Here is a 16,056-nt window from a genome sequence, read left to right as displayed (position 1 = left end):
TTTAATCCTCCGTGAACCCAGGGCGAACCAACCCACAGAGCTTAGACGGCATCCGCGAAACGGGGTGGTCAGAGCGAGGTGATTGAAATCGTGGGAAACCCTGGATGATTGTGTAGGCCTTAGGTGCGACAGACCGTGAAAAATCGTTCATTGAGCGGGCGGCAAAGCGCCCATGTTTGGCCGAAACGTCGTTATCTCTGTGCTGAACCTCTCGATAGACTCGGGGCTTGCCCTGGAGATTGCCCGCATGCATGAGTATCTGAGCCCCGGCCGCTTCATCGATAGTGACCACCCCTGCGTGGTGGAGTTCGCCGAAAAACATCGTGGCGCCAGTCGCGACCCGCTCCAGCAGGCGATCCAGCTCTATTACGCCGTGCGCGAGGCGGTGCGCTACAACCCGTACACCTTCAGTCGTGACCCACAGACCTTGCGTGGCAGTTATGCGCTGTCGAGCGGGGAGAGTTATTGCGTGCCCAAAGCCACGCTACTGGCCGGTGCCGCGCGGCATTGCGGGATTGCTGCACGCATCGGTCTGGCGGACGTGCGCAATCATCTGTCGACCCCGCGCCTGCTCGAATTGCTCAAGAGCGACGTGTTCGCCATGCACGGCTACACCGAGCTCTATTTGAATGGTCGTTGGGTCAAGGCCACCCCTGCGTTCAACCAGGGGTTGTGCGACTTATTCAATGTGGCGCCGCTGGAATTCGACGGGATCAATGACAGCGTGTTTCATCCCTTCAATCGCGACGGCGAGCAGTTGATGGAGTACCTGATCGACCACGGCCAGTTCACCGACGTGCCGGAAAAGTTCTTCTTCGAACACCTTGAAAAGTGCTATCCGCACCTGTTCGGCGAGCATCTTGCGCCGCTGCTGGGAGACATGCGCAGCGATTTGAGTCGCGCCTGATCCGGCGTATGCTGCCTGCGCATTCATCCATAAAGAGGCGGTCATGCTGAAGATCTGGGGTCGGAAAAATTCATCGAATGTCAGAAAACCATTGTGGGCCGCCGAGGAATTGGGCCTGGCCTATGAGGCCATTGATGCGGGCGGTGCCTTTGGTGTCGTCGATACGCCCGAGTACCGTGCCATGAACCCCAATGGCCGCGTGCCGGTGATTGAAGACGATGGATTCGTGTTGTGGGAATCCAACGCCATCGTCCGCTATCTGATGGCCAGGCATGCGCCGAACACCCCGTGGTATCCGGCAGATCTGCAAGCGCGGGCCAGCGCCGAGAAGTGGATGGACTGGACCACTTCGAGTTTTGCCGGACCGTTCCGTACGGTGTTCTGGGGCGTATTGCGCACCCCGGCCGATCAACAGGACTGGCCTGCGATCCAGGCTGCAATCAAGGAGTGCGAAGCGCTGCTGGCGATGGCCGATCAGGCGCTGGCGAGCCAGCCATACCTGTCCGGTGACGAGATCGGCATGGGCGACATTCCCTTGGGGAGTTTCATTTATGCCTGGTTCGAGATGCCGATCGAACGCTCGCCACAGCCCCATCTGCAGGCCTGGTACGCACGGTTGAAAGAGCGTCCGGCGTATCGCAAGGCGGTCATGACCGCGTTGACTTAATACTCACTATCGACACACTTGACTGTACTTGTGCGGCGGCGACAAGCACCATTGCACTGATGCGCCGCGGTTGCATTGCTCGCCGCCCGCCCATATCTGTCCCTTTCTTCCCTTCTTGGTGCGTAATCCGATATGAGTTCCGCTCTGTCCATCCGGCAGCTAACCAAAACCTACGGCAACGGTTTCCAGGCCTTGAGTGGTATCGATCTGGATGTCGCCGAAGGTGACTTCTTCGCCTTGCTCGGCCCCAACGGCGCCGGCAAATCCACGACCATCGGCATTCTTTCGACCCTGGTGAACAAGACCAGCGGCACGGTGAATATCTTCGGCCACGACCTGGACAAGAACCCGGCGGCGCTTAAGCGCTGCATCGGCGTCGTACCCCAGGAGTTCAACTTCAACCAGTTCGAAAAGACCTTCGACATCGTCGTGACCCAGGCTGGTTACTACGGCATCCCGGCGAAAGTTGCCAAGGAACGCGCCGAGCAATACCTGACCCAACTTGGCCTGTGGGACAAGCGCGATGTGCCGTCGCGTTCGCTGTCCGGTGGCATGAAGCGTCGCCTGATGATCGCCCGTGCGCTGGTCCACGAACCGCGCCTGTTGATCCTCGACGAACCGACTGCCGGGGTGGACATCGAGCTGCGCCGTTCGATGTGGACTTTCCTCACCGAGCTGAACAAGAAAGGCATCACCATCATCCTCACCACGCACTATCTGGAAGAGGCTGAGCAGTTGTGCCGCAATATCGGCATCATCGATCACGGCACCATCGTCGAGAACACCAGCATGAAACAGTTGCTCGGCCAGCTGCACGTCGAGACTTTCCTGCTGGATCTGAAGGGCAGCGTGAGCGCGCCGCCACAGTTGATCGGCTATCCGTCACGCTTGCTCGATGCCCACACCCTGGAAGTCCAGGTGGACAAAAGCATGGGCATCACTGCGCTGTTCACTCAGCTTGCCCAACAGAACATTGAAGTGCTGAGCCTGCGTAACAAAACCAATCGCCTCGAGGAGTTGTTCGTGTCCCTGGTGGAGAAAAATCTGTCGAAGGTGGCGGTATGAGTTCCGAGCTGCAGCCCAACCTCGTTGCCCTCAATACCATCGTTTACCGTGAGGTCCGGCGCTTTACCCGGATCTGGCCGCAGACCCTGCTGCCGCCAGCGATCACCATGGTTCTGTACTTCGTGATCTTCGGCAACCTGATCGGTCGACAAATCGGCGATATGGGTGGCTTCACTTACATGGAGTACATCGTGCCGGGCCTGATCATGATGTCGGTGATCACCAACTCCTACGGAAACGTGGTGTCGAGTTTCTTCGGCAGTAAATTCCAGCGTTCCATCGAAGAATTGATGGTGTCACCGGTGTCGCCGCACACCATCCTGATCGGCTACACCCTCGGCGGCGTGCTGCGCGGCTTGATGGTCGGGATCATCGTGACGCTGTTGTCGCTGTTCTTCACCGATCTGCAGGTGCATCACTTGGGCGTGACCATTCTGGTGGTGGTGCTGACTGCGACCATCTTCTCGCTGCTGGGCTTCATCAACGCCGTGTTTGCACGCAACTTCGATGACATCTCGATCATCCCGACGTTTGTGCTGACGCCCTTGACCTATCTGGGCGGGGTGTTCTACTCGATCTCGTTGCTGCCGCCGTTCTGGCAGACCGTGTCCTTGGCCAACCCGGTGCTGCACATGGTCAATGCGTTCCGTTACGGCATTCTCGGGGTGTCGGATATTCGGATCAGCATTGCGATTACGTTCATGGTGGTGGCGACGATCGTACTGTACATCGGTTGTGCGCGGTTGCTGGTGAGTGGGCGGGGGATGCGTACTTAAGATTTTCAAACGATGGCGGCCTGGCAGCCGACCTATTGATTGTTGACGGAGTACATATCCATTCCTGCGGTAACGGCCACTTAGGGTTTCGCTCTTACAGCGAGTCACTTGGAAGAGCCCCAAATAACCAAGGGCTCTTGCCCCCGGCGTTCGGTGCCTCGCTCCGGTCCTGCTCCGTGGGTCGCCGCGATGGGCCATCCTTGGCCCAGCGCGGCGACCCACGGAGCAATGCCGGAGTGAGGGCATGCCGAGCCTAGGCGAGGCACCGAGTGGTGGGGCAAGAGCGCTTTGGTTACTTTCGCGCTTTTCGAAAGTGACTCGCCGTAAGGGCGAAACCATAAGCAGTCGTTACCGCAGCAACGGATATGCACACGATCAACCGGCCTCTCACATCCGACTTTGCTTACGCCGCCGCCACTGCCGCGCCACCCACCAGCGCCAATACATCATCACCAGGCAATAAGCCAACGCCCCAAGCACAACGCCTACCACTACCGACCCCAACAAAAATGGCTGCCACAGGGTCGATAGTTCACCGCTGATCCATTCCCAGGTCAGCTCGTCCGGCAGATGCCGTGCGGGAACATCCATCAACCAGGCACCGGTCTGATAAGTACAGAAGAACACCGCCGGCATGGTGATCGGGTTGGTCAACCAGACCAGGCTGACCGCAATCGGCATGTTGCCGCGCACGATGATCGCGAGAACCGCAGCGACCAGCATCTGCATCGGAATCGGCAGGAATGCCGCGAACAAGCCGACTGCCATGGCCCGGGCGACGGAATGGCGATTGAGGTGCCAGAGGTTCGGGTCATGCAGCAGGGTGCCGAGAAAGCGTAAGGACTTGTGTTCCCTGATGCTGGTCGGGTCTGGCATGTAGCGTTTGAATAAGCGCCGGGGCATAAGGCTTCTCGGTCGATCAAGGTGGCAAGTATGTCTGGATTCCATGAGGCACCCATTCAGACTTTGTGACAATTGTTAACGACGGACGTGCGTCGGGCCGACTATGCCTAGGGACTGGACTCTCAAGGACGGGCTTATGCGCACAGGGATGATGGCGCTGGCGTTGGGCTTGCTGGCCTTGCGTTTTTTACCGGTGTTACCGCCGGTCTGGTTGTGGTTGTTGATGCCGGTGGCAGGCTTGATGTTGCTGCCGTTCAGGACGTATCCGGCTGCGTTTTTCCTGTTCGGCTTGAGTTGGGCCTGTGCCCATGCCCAATGGGCCCTGGATGATCGGCTGTCGCCGGCCCTCGACGGGGAAACGCGTTGGGTCGAAGGGCGTGTCAGCGGGCTGCCACAGAATGGTGAGGGGGTGGTGCGTTTCGAACTGACTGACAGTCGGTCACGCCGTACCGACCTGCCGCGACAGTTGCGTCTGGCCTGGTATGACGGTCCGCCGGTAAACAGCGGCGAACGCTGGCGGCTCGCGGTCAAGCTGAAGCGACCCGTGGGGTTGCTCAATCCGCATGCCTTCGACTATGAGGCCTGGCTGTTGGCGCAACGCATCGGTGCGACCGGGACGGTCAAGGCCGGGGAGCGGCTTGCACCAGCCCGGTGGGCCTGGCGCGACGGTATCCGCCAGAGGCTGCAGGCCGTGGATGCGCAAGGTCGAACTGGCGTGCTGGTTGCGCTGGTGCTGGGAGACGGCGCGGGGCTCAGCCGCGAAGACTGGCAGGTGTTGCAAGACACTGGCACCGTGCACCTGTTGGTGATTTCCGGGCAGCACGTCGGCTTGTTGGCGGGACTGGTTTATCTGTTGATCGCCGGGCTTGCCCGTTACGGCTTGTGGCCAGCCCGTCTACCATGGTTGCCTTGGGCCTGCAGCCTGGCTTTCGTGGCCGCCCTTGGCTATGGGCTGCTGGCTGGCTTCGAAGTGCCGGTCCGCCGAGCCTGCCTGATGATCGGCCTGGTGCTGCTATGGCGCCTGCGTTTTCGCCACCTGGGTGCCTGGTGGCCACTGTTGCTGGCGCTCAATGGCGTCTTGCTGATGGACCCGTTGGCGAGTCTGCAACCGGGGTTCTGGCTGTCCTTCGCGGCGGTGGCGGTGCTTATCTTCACGTTCGGTGGGCGCCTGGGGCCTTGGCCATGGTGGCAAACCTGGACCCGTGCCCAGTGGCTGATCGCTATTGGCCTTGGACCGTTTTTGCTGGTCCTGGGATTGCCGATCAGCCTTAGCGGGCCGCTGGTCAATCTGCTGGCGGTACCCTGGATCAGCCTGGTGGTGCTGCCCCCTGCGTTGCTCGGTACACTTTTGCTGCCGGTGCCCTACGTCGGCGAGTGGCTGCTGTGGCTGGCGGGCGGCTTGATAGATTGGCTGTTCACCGGGTTGGCATTGGTCGCCGGCAAGGTTCCCGCCTGGGTGCCCGCGGCCATTCCGCTATGGGTCTGGGCCATCGGCACGCTGGGCGCCTTTTTGTTGCTGCTGCCGCGTGGCGTACCGATGCGACCGTTAGGCTGGCCTTTGCTGTTACTACTGGTTTTTCCTCCGCGGCCGGTGCTGCCCGAAGGCATTGCCGAGGTCTGGCAACTGGATGTGGGTCAAGGGCTGGCGATCATGGTGCGCACGCGCCATCACACACTGTTATATGACGCCGGTCCGCGTTTGCGTGGTCTTGACCAGGGTGAGCGGGTGGTCCTGCCCGCACTGCGCAAGCTGGGTGTGAAGGCGCTCGACCTGATGTTGATCAGCCATGCCCATGCCGATCATGCCGGTGGCGCCCGGGCAGTGGCCAATGGATTGCCGGTGAAACGGGTGCTCAGTGGCGAACCTGCCGACCTGCCTGGCGAGTTGCAGGCCGAGGGCTGTGAGAGCGGTCGGCAGTGGACGTGGGACGGGGTCAACTTTCAACTGTGGCACTGGCCGCAGGCCAGGGACAGCAACCAGAACTCCTGTGTGTTGCAGATCGAAGCCAATGGCGAGCGATTGCTGCTCAGCGGTGACATCGACACCCACGCCGAGCGCGCGTTGCTCGCCAGCCCATTGGCCGTGCCTACCGATTGGTTGCAGTCACCGCACCACGGTAGTCGCAGTTCGTCGTCGATGGCGCTGCTCAACGTTCTACAGCCCAAGGCAGCACTGATTTCCCGTGGACAGGGCAACTCCTTCGGTCATCCTCATCCGGTGGTGATTGAGCGCTATCGACATCGCGCGATGGACATCTACGACAGTGCGCAGCAAGGCGCCGTTCATCTGCAACTGGGGCGTTTCGAACCACCGCGCTCGATGCGTCAAGAACGGCGCTTCTGGCGCGATCCCCCACCCTCGGGCAAATAACCTTGGGTGATCAAAGGCCGACCGGATGCGACATCACAGTCTTCGGTGAGCCCACCCCCTATGTTAGAGTGGCGCACTTTTTCGAGGGGACTGTCACTGTGTGGGAATTGGTCAAATCCGGCGGCTGGATGATGCTGCCGATCATCCTGAGTTCCATCGCGGCAATGGCTATCGTTGCCGAACGTCTGTGGACCCTGCGGGCCAGTCGCGTGACCCCGGAGCATTTGCTCGGGCAGGTCTGGGTCTGGATCAAGGACAAGCAACTTAACAAGGAGAAGCTCAAGGAACTGCGCGCCAATTCGCCGTTGGGCGAGATCCTGGCCGCTGGCCTGGCGAACTCCCGGCATGGTCGCGAGATCATGAAGGAGTGCATCGAAGAGGCCGCCGCGCGGGTCATCCATGAGCTGGAACGCTACATCAATGCCCTCGGTACCATCGCTGCCATGGCGCCATTGCTGGGGCTGCTGGGTACGGTGCTGGGCATGATCGATATTTTCAGTGCGTTCATGGGCACGGGCATGACCACCAATGCGGCGGTACTGGCCGGGGGTATCTCCAAAGCGCTGATCACCACGGCCGCCGGCTTGATGGTCGGTATCCCGTCGGTATTCTTCCACCGTTTCCTGCAACGCCGGATCGATGAACTGGTGGTCGGCATGGAGCAGGAAGCGATCAAGCTGGTCGAAGTCGTGCAGGGTGACCGTGACGTGGACCTGGCGGGGGGCAAAGCGTGAAATTCCGCCGCAAGCAACGGGAGAATGTGGACATCAACCTCGCGTCACTGATCGACGTGGTGTTTATCCTGCTGCTGTTTTTCGTCGTGACCACGACGTTCACCCGTGAAACCCAGTTGCGCGTCGATCTGCCCGAAGCGGTCAGCGGAGCGCCTACCGATGACCAGACCCGGCAACTGGACATCGCGATCAGTGCCGATGGCATATTCTCGGTGAACAACCAGGTATTGCCCAAGAGTGACCTGGCAACGCTGATGGATGCCCTGCAGAAACAGTCCAATGGCGATACCAGTCGACCGCTGTCCATCAGCGCCGACGGAAAATCCCAGCATCAGTCGGTCATCACCGCCATGGACGCTGCCGGCAAGCTCGGCTTCAGCCATCTGCGCATGACCACAGTCGAGGCGGCGCCGCCCGCGCCTTGAAAAGCATGTCCGAACGCTTGCTCGCTGCCTGGTACCGGGGGCATCCGGCCCTGAAGCTATTACAGCCGCTGGAGTGGTTGTACCGCCGCGTGGTCAACAACAAGCGCAAGCGCTTTCTGGCGGGCGAGGGCGAGATCTATCAACCACCGGTACCGCTGATCGTGGTGGGTAACATCACCGTGGGCGGCACCGGCAAGACACCGCTGATCCTGTGGATGATCCAGCACTGTCAACGCAGTGGCCTGCGGGTCGGCGTGGTCAGCCGGGGTTACGGTGCCAAGCCAGCGCAATTGCCGTGGCGGGTCGAGGCGGATCAAAGCGCCGACATCGCTGGCGATGAGCCGCTGTTGATCGTGCAGCGCACCGGCGTGCCGTTGATGATCGATCCGGATCGCAGTCGCGCGGTCAAAGCCCTACTTGACAGTGAGTCGCTGGACCTGATCCTGTCCGATGATGGCATGCAGCATTACCGCCTGGCGCGGGATCTGGAGCTGGTACTGATCGACGCGGCCCGCGGATTGGGCAACCGCCGCTGCTTGCCGGCCGGGCCGCTGCGTGAACCGGTCGAGCGTCTGCAAAGTGTCGATGCGGTGCTCTACAACGGCGCAACGGCTGACAGCGGCGACGGCTTTGCCTTCCAGTTGCAACCGACGGCGCTGGTCAACCTGCAAAGCGGCGAACGGCGCCCGCTCGATCACTTTCCCGCGGGCCAGGCGTTGCATGCGGTGGCCGGGATCGGTAACCCGCAGCGTTTCTTCAGGACCCTCGAAACGCTACACTGGCAGCCAGTCCCGCATGCATTCGCCGACCACGCCGAATACAGTGCGCAGGCCTTGAATTTCAACCCGTCATTGCCATTGGTGATGACCGAAAAGGATGCGGTGAAGTGCCGTGCCTTCGCCGCCCCCGACTGGTGGTACCTGGCGGTCGACGCCGTGCCGTCGCCAGCCTTCACGGCCTGGTTCGATACCCAGTTGATGCGCCTGTTGCCGGCGCGTCTTTTGCCTTAACTCCGTTTCTATCCAGGGAATGATCATGGACACCAAATTGCTCGATATCCTCGCTTGCCCGGTCTGCAAAGGTCCGCTCAAGCTCAGCGCTGACAAGACCGAGCTGATCAGCAAGGGCGCTGGCCTTGCGTACCCGATTCGCGACGGCATCCCGGTGATGCTCGAATCCGAAGCCCGTACCCTGACCACCGACGAGCGTCTGGATAAATGACTTCAGCCTTTACCGTTGTTATTCCTGCGCGCTACGCCTCCACCCGCTTGCCGGGCAAGCCGCTGCTGTCGATCGCTGGCAAGCCGATGATCCAGCACGTTTGGGAACAGGCGTGCAAAAGTAGCGCAGAGCGCGTGGTGGTTGCCACGGACGATGCGCGCATCGCCCAGGCCTGTGAAGGTTTTGGTGCCGAAGTGGTGATGACTCGCGAAGACCACAACTCCGGAACCGATCGCCTGGCTGAAGTCGCGGCAAAGCTGGGCCTGGCGCCAGACGCGATCGTGGTTAACGTCCAGGGTGACGAGCCGTTGATACCGCCGAGTGTCATTGACCAGGTGGCCGTCAACCTGGCTGCCCACACCGAAGCGCGCATGGCCACGTTGGCCGAGCCGATCGAAGACGTGGAGAGCCTGTTCAACTCCAACGTGGTCAAGGTCGTCAGTGACCTCAATGGCCTGGCGCTGACCTTCAGTCGCGCCACGTTGCCGTGGGCACGGGACACGTTCGCCAAGAGCCTCGAGCAAATGCCCGAAGGCGTGCCGTATCGCCGCCACATCGGCATCTATGCCTACCGCGCCGGTTTCCTGCATGACTTCGTCAGCTGGGGCCCTTGCTGGCTGGAAAACACCGAGTGCCTGGAACAACTGCGTGCCTTGTGGCACGGGGTACGGATCCACGTCGCCGATGCACTGATCGCGCCGCCTGCCGGCGTCGATACCGTTGAAGACCTTGAGCGCGTTCGTCGCCTGCTGGAGGCCTGATGCGGGTTCTGTTTGTCTGTCTGGGCAATATCTGTCGTTCACCCACGGCCGAAGGCGTTCTGCGGCATAAACTGCGTGAAGCGGGGCTGGCCGATCAAGTCGAAGTGGCCTCTGCCGGCACCGGCGACTGGCACGTGGGCAGCGCGCCGGACAAGCGCAGCCAGGCGGCGGCAAAACGCCGTGGTTACGATTTGTCCGCCCAACGCGCCCAACAGGTCACCCGTGCCGATTTCGCCACGTACGACCTGATCCTGGCGATGGACAACAGTAACCTGCGCAACCTCATGGATCTGCAACCGCCCAAGTGCAAGGCGGAGCTGGACCTGTTCCTGCGCCGCTACCCGTCGCAGGTCGAGGAAGTCCCGGACCCGTACAACGACAGTGAACATGGCTTCGAGCACGTGCTGGACTTGATCGAGCGCGCCAGTGACCTGCTGGTGATCGAACTGAAGGAACGGTTATGAGTTTGCAACTGCGATCCCAGGTTTCGCTCAAGCCGTTCAACAGCTTTGGAGTGGATGTCCAGGCCCGTCTTTTTGCCGAGGCCCATAGCGACGCCGATGTGCGTGAGGCCCTGGCCTATGCGCGGGAACACCAGGTGCCCTTGCTGGTGATCGGCGGTGGCAGCAACTTGCTGCTGACCGCTGACATTGAGTCGATGGTACTGCGCATGGCCACCCGCGGAATACGCGTGATCAGCGACGATGGCAGCAAAGTCGTGATCGAGGCCGAGGCGGGCGAGCCCTGGCATCCATTCGTGCAACACACCTTGGTGCAGGGCTTGTCAGGCCTGGAAAACCTCAGCCTGATTCCTGGCACCGTTGGCGCGGCCCCCATGCAGAACATCGGCGCCTATGGCGTGGAAATCAAGGATGTGTTCGCCGGCCTGACCGCCCTGGATCGCCAGACCGGCGAACTGCGCGACTTCAGTCTGCAAGAGTGCAACTTCGCTTACCGCGACAGCGTGTTCAAACAGGAGCCTGGGCGCTGGTTGATCCTGCGCGTGCGTTTCACCCTCGATCGCACCGCCCACCTGCATCTGGAGTACGGTCCTGTACGTCAGCGCCTGACCGAGCAGGGCATCGATCATCCGACGGCCACGGACGTCAGTCAGGCCATTTGCAGCATTCGCAACGAGAAGCTTCCGGACCCGGCGGTGCTCGGCAATGCCGGCAGCTTTTTCAAAAACCCCTTGGTCCCAGCGGCACTGGTCGCACAGCTCAAGGGTGAATACCCGGACCTGGTGGCCTACGCGCAACCCGACGGGCAGATGAAGCTGGCTGCCGGCTGGTTGATCGAGCGGGCAGGGTGGAAAGGCTTCCGCGATGCCGATGCAGGCGTGCATAAAATGCAGGCACTGGTGCTGGTCAATTACGGCAGTGCGACGGGGCTGCAATTGCTGCACCTGGCGCAGCGGATCCAGAAAGACATTTCAGAACGTTTCCATGTCGACCTGGAAATGGAGCCGAACCGCTATTGAGGCTACGCTTTCAAGGTGGACTTCAAAGCCCTGCACTGATGAAAAGTGCAGGGCTTTTTTGTTAATGCTGGGTTAACTTAGCGAGCTAACGATACATTGCATTTGTTCCATCAAAGGCCCGGTGCAGACGTCTCCGTCCGGCATAAGAGAGCCCTATTAGCCTGAGTAGATCTGCGTTATGCCAACCGCCGACCTCCCGGTGGCAGATTGCTCGACCCCATGACCTTTATAACTATGCGGGCGTGCCCATGATTACCCTGAAACTCAACGGTCAAGACCATCCACTCGATGTCACCGAGGATATGCCCTTGCTCTGGGCAATTCGCGACGTGGCCGGTTACAACGGCACCAAGTTTGGCTGTGGCATGGGCCTTTGCGGCGCCTGCACGATTCATATTGAAGGTGCTCCGGCGCGCAGTTGCATCACGCCGGTTGGCTCGGTCGTCGGCCAGAATGTCACCACCATCGACAACCTTCACGCCGACCCGGTCGGCAAAGTCGTGCAGCAAGCCTGGCTCGATACGGCCGTGGCTCAATGCGGTTACTGCCAGGGTGGGCAGATCATGTCCGCCACTGCGCTGCTCAAGACCAATCCCGACCCCAGCGATGAACAGATCGAAGAGGCGATGGTTGGCAACATCTGCCGCTGCGGCACCTACAACCGTATCAAGACCGCCATTCGCCAGGCATCCACTCACCTGAAGGAGGCCAAGGCATGAGCCGGTTACCGAATGATTTCGCCCTGAGCAACCTCAGTCGGCGGGGCTTCCTCAAGGGCGTGGGCGCCACCAGTGCGCTGGTGGTTGCCGCGAGTTGGGGCTGGCAAGACGCGTTTGCCGAAGAGGCGCAGAAAAAGTTTGGTGCCGATGGCATGCCCAATGGCTGGATCGACGATCCCAAGGTTTATGTGAGCATCGCCACTGATGGCACGGTGACGGTTGTCTGCAACCGTTCGGAAATGGGCCAGGGCGTACGGACCAGCCTGACCATGGTGGTGGCCGACGAGCTGGAAGCCGATTGGGCGCGGGTCAAGGTGCAACAGGCGCCGGGCGATGAAGTGCGGTTCGGCAACCAGGACACCGATGGTTCGCGCAGCATGCGTCACTGGTACGAACCGATGCGCCGCTGTGGCGCCGCCGCCCGGACCATGCTGGAACAGGCCGCCGCCGACCAGTGGAAAGTGCCGGTTGGCGAATGCCATGCGCAGCTGCATAAAGTCATCCATAAGCCTTCCGGTCGCGAACTGGAGTATGGCGCTCTGGCCGCCGCAGCCGGCGCCTTGGCCGTGCCGGCCCGGGACAGCTTGCGACTCAAGCAGCCCTCGGAGTTTCGCTACATCGGCAAGGAAGGCACCAGGGCCATCGATGGCGACGATATCGTCAACGGCCGCGCGGTATACGGCGCAGACGTGCATTTCGATGGCATGCTGTTCGCCGTCATTGCCCGGCCGGCGGTATATGGCGGCAAGGTCAAGAGCTTCGATGGCAGCGCTGCGATGAAAGTGCCGGGAGTGGTCAAGGTCATCCAGATTGAAAGCCGTCCACTGCCCTCGGAGTTTCAACCCCTGGGCGGCATCGCGGTGGTGGCCAATAACACCTGGGCGGCGATCAAGGGTCGCGAGGCGTTGAAAATCGAATGGGACGACGGCCCCAACGCCAGCTACGACTCGATCGCCTACCGCAAGGAGCTCGAGGCCGCTTCGCTCAAGCCGGGCAAAGTGGTGCGCAATACCGGCAATATCGACGACGCCATGGCCAATGCCGCCAGCACACTGGAAGCCTCCTACTATTTGCCGCACCTGTCACAATCGCCAATGGAGCCGATGGTTGCCATCGCTCGCTACAAGGACGGTGTTTGCCAAGCCTGGGGGCCAAGCCAGGCGCCACAGGTCACCCGCGAGCGGATCGCCGAACGCCTGGGCGTGCCATTCGATAAAGTCACCTTCAACGTGACGTTGCTGGGCGGAGGCTTCGGGCGCAAGTCCAAACCTGACTTCATTATCGAAGCGGCCATCCTGGCCAAGGAGTTCCCCGGCAAGGCGGTGCGGGTGCAATGGACCCGTGAAGACGATATTCACTGTTCCTATTTTCACACGGTGTCGGCCGAATACCTCAAGGCCAGCCTGAACAAGGACGGCTTGCCCTCCGGCTGGCTGCACCGCACGGTGGCGCCGAGCATTACCGCGTTGTTCGCGCCGGGCATGAACCATGAGGCCGCCTTCGAACTGGGCATGGGCTTCACCAACATGGCCTACGCAATTCCCAACATTCGCCTGGAAAACCCCGAGGCCACCGTCCATACGCGGGTTGGCTGGTATCGCTCGGTATCGAACATACCCCACGGTTTTGCGATTCAGAGCTTCATCGATGAACTGGCGCACAAGGCCGGAGAAGACCCGCTCAAGTACCAGGTCAGATTGCTCGGCCCGGACCGCCAGATCGATCCGCGCACCTTGAGTGAAGAATGGAACTACGGTGAATCGCCCGAGCGTTATCCGATCGATACCGCTCGCCTGCGCACGGTACTGGAAACTGCCGCGAAGGCCGCCGGTTGGGGACGTGAGTTGCCCAAGGGCCGAGGCTTGGGCCTGGCGGTGCATTACAGTTTCGTGACCTACGTGGCGGCAGTGATTGAAGTCGAAGTCAAGGACGATGGCACCTTGATCGTGCACAAAGCTGACATTGCCGTGGATTGCGGGCCGCAGATCAACCCCGAGCGGATTCGTTCGCAGTTCGAAGGTGCCTGCGTCATGGGCCTGGGCAATGCGGTGCTGGGCGAAATCAGCTTCAAGGATGGCAAGGTCCAGCAGGACAACTTCCACATGTACGAAGTGGCGCGCATGTCCCTGGCGCCCAGGGAGGTCGCGGTGCACCTGGTAACGCCGCCGGGCAACGTGCCGTTGGGCGGTGTCGGTGAACCGGGTGTGCCACCGATTGCCCCGGCACTGTGCAATGCGATCTTCGCCGCCACCGGCAAGCGTATCCGCAGCCTGCCGGTCCGTTATCAATTGCAGGGTTGGCAGAAGGTCGAGGTGTGATGGACAGTGCCGATCTCAATGTCCTGCGCAGCGTGCTGGAATGGCGTCGCGCTGGCCAGCGGGTGATGTTGTACAGCGTCGTGCAGACCTGGGGTACTGCGCCCCGGGCACCTGGTGCAATGCTGGCATTGCGCGAGGACGGCGTGGTGATTGGCTCGGTGTCCGGTGGTTGTGTCGAAGACGACCTGATTGCCCGTTTGCATGACGGTCGCATTGCGGCCGACGGACCGCCGGTGCAACTGATCACCTATGGCGTCACCCGTGAGGAGGCGGCACGCTTCGGTTTGCCCTGCGGCGGCACTTTGCGTTTGACCGAGGAGCGCGTTGGCGATCCTGCGTGGGTCGCGGAGTTGCTGGCGCGCTGCGAAGGCCATGAAATCGTCGCGCGTTCGCTGGATATCGCGACCGGGGAAGTCATTTTGCAGCCCGCCACCAAGACCGATGTGCTGGCTTTCGATGGCCAGACCCTGCGGGCCGTTTATGGCCCGCGTTGGCGCTTGTTGTTGATTGGCGCCGGGCAGTTGTCTCGCTTTGTCGCCGAGATGGCGCGGCTGCTGGATTTTGAAGTGCTGATTTGCGATCCGCGCAGCGAATTCGTCTACGGCTGGGAGGAACAGCACGGTCGATTTGTCTCGGGCATGCCCGATGAGGCGGTGGTGAACATCCAGACCGACGAGCGCACGGCTATCGTTGCGCTGACTCATGATCCGCGCCTGGATGATATGGCCTTGCTGACGGCCCTCGACTCCCGGGCCTTTTATGTTGGCGCACTCGGCTCCCGGGTCAACAGCCAAAAGCGCCGGGACAACCTGGCTCTGCTCGGTCTGTCGCAACAGGCCATCGGGCGGTTGCACGGCCCGGTCGGCTTGCACATTGGCAGCCACAGCCCGGCGGAAATCGCCTTGTCGCTGATGGCAGAGATTGTGGCGATCAAGAATGGTATCGAGCTCAAGCAGAAGAAACCGCTGCGGGAGGGTGTATGAGTCAATCCATCGGGGTGATCGTGTTGGCGGCGGGGCAGGGCAATCGTTTCCGACAAGTCGCGGGCGACGACAAGGACAAGCTGCTGGCTGACTGCATGGGGCGTGATGGCGCGGTTCGATCGGTCATCGAGCAAGTCCTGGTGAATCTACCTTCCGCGCTGGATAAGCGCTTTCTGGTGACCACGGCCGATCGTCCGCAAGTCAGTCGCATGGGCAAGGCCTATGGCTGTGAGATTGTCCTGATCGAAACGACCGGAATGGGCGACAGCATTGCGGCAGGGGTGGCGGCAGGCGCTCAACTTGATGGTTGGCTGATGGTGCTGGGAGATATGCCGTTCATCCTGCCATCGAGTATTGAACGGGTTGTGGATCAGATAGCCGATGACTGCGTCAGCGTGCCGGTACAGGAGGGTGAGTACGGGCATCCGGTGGGCTTTGGACGCAGTTTTGCTCCGGGATTGATGGCGTTATCAGGCGATCGCGGCGCCAAGGGGTTGTTTGCTCAGGGACGGGTGGTGGAAGTGAGGGTGGATGACCCCGGTGTGTTGTGGGATGTGGATGTGCCTGAGAAGCTGACCTTCAAATAATCGCAGATTCTCTGTAGGAGCGAGCATGTCGAATCGTCGCACCGTCGCGATGGACGTCAACGATGACGCGGGGAACCTGGATACACGCGGTGCATTTGAGATCATCGCGAGCATGCTCGCTCCTACAGAGGTATAAACG

Annotated in this window: 17 protein-coding genes; 16 read left to right on the top strand and 1 reads right to left on the bottom strand. The window is 61.0% G+C overall.

Annotation, left to right across the window (positions count from 1 at the left end; translation table 11 throughout):
• Positions 1–247: 247 nt before the first annotated feature.
• The 4 genes from HGP31_RS24060 to HGP31_RS24045 all read left to right on the top strand — a co-directional run bounded on the left by HGP31_RS24060 (position 248) and on the right by HGP31_RS24045 (position 3,415).
• A complete protein-coding gene (locus HGP31_RS24060) occupies positions 248–907 on the top strand; it encodes a transglutaminase-like domain-containing protein (protein ID WP_168758800.1) in 660 nt (219 codons plus the stop codon).
• Between the two features lie 43 nt (positions 908–950).
• Positions 951–1,574, top strand: coding sequence for a glutathione S-transferase family protein (locus tag HGP31_RS24055; protein ID WP_020799679.1), 624 nt, complete (start codon positions 951–953; stop codon positions 1,572–1,574).
• A 132-nt stretch (positions 1,575–1,706) separates the two neighbouring features.
• The gene (locus HGP31_RS24050; RefSeq protein ID WP_020799678.1) at positions 1,707–2,639 is read left to right on the top strand and encodes an ABC transporter ATP-binding protein; all 933 of its coding nucleotides are present in this window, start codon (positions 1,707–1,709) and stop codon (positions 2,637–2,639) included.
• The gene (locus HGP31_RS24045) at positions 2,636–3,415 is read left to right on the top strand and encodes an ABC transporter permease (RefSeq protein ID WP_020799677.1); all 780 of its coding nucleotides are present in this window, start codon (positions 2,636–2,638) and stop codon (positions 3,413–3,415) included. Before HGP31_RS24050 ends, HGP31_RS24045 begins: the two co-directional genes overlap by 4 nt.
• A 387-nt stretch (positions 3,416–3,802) precedes the next feature.
• On the opposite strand, the gene HGP31_RS24040 is transcribed toward HGP31_RS24045, so the two are convergent.
• The gene (locus HGP31_RS24040) at positions 3,803–4,318 is read right to left on the bottom strand and encodes a DUF2062 domain-containing protein (RefSeq protein WP_020799916.1); all 516 of its coding nucleotides are present in this window, start codon (positions 4,316–4,318) and stop codon (positions 3,803–3,805) included.
• A gap of 136 nt (positions 4,319–4,454) precedes the next feature.
• Here HGP31_RS24040 and HGP31_RS24035 point away from each other — a divergent pair, with 136 nt between their 5' ends.
• The 12 genes from HGP31_RS24035 (at position 4,455) to HGP31_RS23980 (ending at position 15,917) form a co-directional block, all read left to right on the top strand.
• Positions 4,455–6,689 carry a DNA internalization-related competence protein ComEC/Rec2 gene (locus tag HGP31_RS24035; protein WP_020799917.1) on the top strand — a complete coding sequence of 745 codons (2,235 nt, stop codon included), beginning with the start codon at positions 4,455–4,457 and terminating at the stop codon, positions 6,687–6,689.
• A 98-nt stretch (positions 6,690–6,787) separates the two neighbouring features.
• Positions 6,788–7,423 carry a MotA/TolQ/ExbB proton channel family protein gene (locus HGP31_RS24030; protein ID WP_020799918.1) on the top strand — a complete coding sequence of 212 codons (636 nt, stop codon included), beginning with the start codon at positions 6,788–6,790 and terminating at the stop codon, positions 7,421–7,423.
• Positions 7,420–7,848, top strand: coding sequence for an ExbD/TolR family protein (locus HGP31_RS24025; protein ID WP_168758799.1), 429 nt, complete (start codon positions 7,420–7,422; stop codon positions 7,846–7,848). Before HGP31_RS24030 ends, HGP31_RS24025 begins: the two co-directional genes overlap by 4 nt.
• A gap of 5 nt (positions 7,849–7,853) precedes the next feature.
• The gene (gene lpxK, locus HGP31_RS24020; RefSeq protein WP_020799920.1) at positions 7,854–8,858 is read left to right on the top strand and encodes a tetraacyldisaccharide 4'-kinase; all 1,005 of its coding nucleotides are present in this window, start codon (positions 7,854–7,856) and stop codon (positions 8,856–8,858) included.
• Between the two features lie 25 nt (positions 8,859–8,883).
• Positions 8,884–9,069 (top strand): Trm112 family protein, encoded by a 186-nt coding sequence (locus tag HGP31_RS24015; RefSeq protein ID WP_003179363.1) that lies wholly within the window; start codon positions 8,884–8,886, stop codon positions 9,067–9,069.
• The gene (gene kdsB, locus HGP31_RS24010; RefSeq protein ID WP_020799921.1) at positions 9,066–9,830 is read left to right on the top strand and encodes a 3-deoxy-manno-octulosonate cytidylyltransferase; all 765 of its coding nucleotides are present in this window, start codon (positions 9,066–9,068) and stop codon (positions 9,828–9,830) included. Before HGP31_RS24015 ends, kdsB begins: the two co-directional genes overlap by 4 nt.
• Positions 9,830–10,294 carry a low molecular weight protein-tyrosine-phosphatase gene (locus tag HGP31_RS24005; RefSeq protein WP_020799922.1) on the top strand — a complete coding sequence of 155 codons (465 nt, stop codon included), beginning with the start codon at positions 9,830–9,832 and terminating at the stop codon, positions 10,292–10,294. Before kdsB ends, HGP31_RS24005 begins: the two co-directional genes overlap by 1 nt.
• Positions 10,291–11,310 carry a UDP-N-acetylmuramate dehydrogenase gene (gene murB, locus HGP31_RS24000; RefSeq protein WP_033044088.1) on the top strand — a complete coding sequence of 340 codons (1,020 nt, stop codon included), beginning with the start codon at positions 10,291–10,293 and terminating at the stop codon, positions 11,308–11,310. The genes HGP31_RS24005 and murB overlap by 4 nt, the downstream gene beginning before the upstream one ends.
• Before the next feature lie 248 nt (positions 11,311–11,558).
• On the top strand, positions 11,559–12,029 hold the full coding sequence (locus HGP31_RS23995; protein WP_020799924.1) for a (2Fe-2S)-binding protein: 471 nt from the start codon (positions 11,559–11,561) through the stop codon (positions 12,027–12,029).
• Positions 12,026–14,347 (top strand): xanthine dehydrogenase family protein molybdopterin-binding subunit, encoded by a 2,322-nt coding sequence (locus HGP31_RS23990; RefSeq protein WP_168758798.1) that lies wholly within the window; start codon positions 12,026–12,028, stop codon positions 14,345–14,347. Before HGP31_RS23995 ends, HGP31_RS23990 begins: the two co-directional genes overlap by 4 nt.
• A complete protein-coding gene (locus HGP31_RS23985) occupies positions 14,347–15,330 on the top strand; it encodes an XdhC family protein (RefSeq protein ID WP_083349646.1) in 984 nt (327 codons plus the stop codon). The genes HGP31_RS23990 and HGP31_RS23985 overlap by 1 nt, the downstream gene beginning before the upstream one ends.
• A complete protein-coding gene (locus HGP31_RS23980; RefSeq protein WP_168758797.1) occupies positions 15,327–15,917 on the top strand; it encodes a nucleotidyltransferase family protein in 591 nt (196 codons plus the stop codon). Before HGP31_RS23985 ends, HGP31_RS23980 begins: the two co-directional genes overlap by 4 nt.
• Positions 15,918–16,056: the final 139 nt, after the last annotated feature.

The organism is Pseudomonas umsongensis, assembly GCF_012647205.1.
Classification (GTDB): Bacteria; Pseudomonadota; Gammaproteobacteria; order Pseudomonadales; family Pseudomonadaceae; genus Aquipseudomonas; species Aquipseudomonas umsongensis.
This window is presented reverse-complemented; position numbering and strand designations above follow the sequence as displayed.

Bases quoted from the DNA above. Each gene is read 5' to 3' on its own strand.
- HGP31_RS23985 (WP_083349646.1), top strand. From the start codon at position 14,347: ATGGACAGTGCCGATCTCAATGTCCTGCGCAGCGTGCTGGAATGGCGT.
- HGP31_RS23995 (WP_020799924.1), top strand. From the start codon at position 11,559: ATGATTACCCTGAAACTCAACGGTCAAGACCATCCACTCGATGTCACC.
- murB (WP_033044088.1), top strand. From the start codon at position 10,291: ATGAGTTTGCAACTGCGATCCCAGGTTTCGCTCAAGCCGTTCAACAGC.
- HGP31_RS23980 (WP_168758797.1), top strand. From the start codon at position 15,327: ATGAGTCAATCCATCGGGGTGATCGTGTTGGCGGCGGGGCAGGGCAAT.
- HGP31_RS23990 (WP_168758798.1), top strand. From the start codon at position 12,026: ATGAGCCGGTTACCGAATGATTTCGCCCTGAGCAACCTCAGTCGGCGG.
- kdsB (WP_020799921.1), top strand. From the start codon at position 9,066: ATGACTTCAGCCTTTACCGTTGTTATTCCTGCGCGCTACGCCTCCACC.
- HGP31_RS24045 (WP_020799677.1), top strand. From the start codon at position 2,636: ATGAGTTCCGAGCTGCAGCCCAACCTCGTTGCCCTCAATACCATCGTT.
- HGP31_RS24015 (WP_003179363.1), top strand. From the start codon at position 8,884: ATGGACACCAAATTGCTCGATATCCTCGCTTGCCCGGTCTGCAAAGGT.
- HGP31_RS24050 (WP_020799678.1), top strand. From the start codon at position 1,707: ATGAGTTCCGCTCTGTCCATCCGGCAGCTAACCAAAACCTACGGCAAC.
- HGP31_RS24055 (WP_020799679.1), top strand. From the start codon at position 951: ATGCTGAAGATCTGGGGTCGGAAAAATTCATCGAATGTCAGAAAACCA.
- HGP31_RS24005 (WP_020799922.1), top strand. From the start codon at position 9,830: ATGCGGGTTCTGTTTGTCTGTCTGGGCAATATCTGTCGTTCACCCACG.
- lpxK (WP_020799920.1), top strand. From the start codon at position 7,854: ATGTCCGAACGCTTGCTCGCTGCCTGGTACCGGGGGCATCCGGCCCTG.
- HGP31_RS24035 (WP_020799917.1), top strand. From the start codon at position 4,455: ATGCGCACAGGGATGATGGCGCTGGCGTTGGGCTTGCTGGCCTTGCGT.
- HGP31_RS24060 (WP_168758800.1), top strand. From the start codon at position 248: ATGCATGAGTATCTGAGCCCCGGCCGCTTCATCGATAGTGACCACCCC.
- HGP31_RS24040 (WP_020799916.1), bottom strand. From the start codon at position 4,318: ATGCCCCGGCGCTTATTCAAACGCTACATGCCAGACCCGACCAGCATC.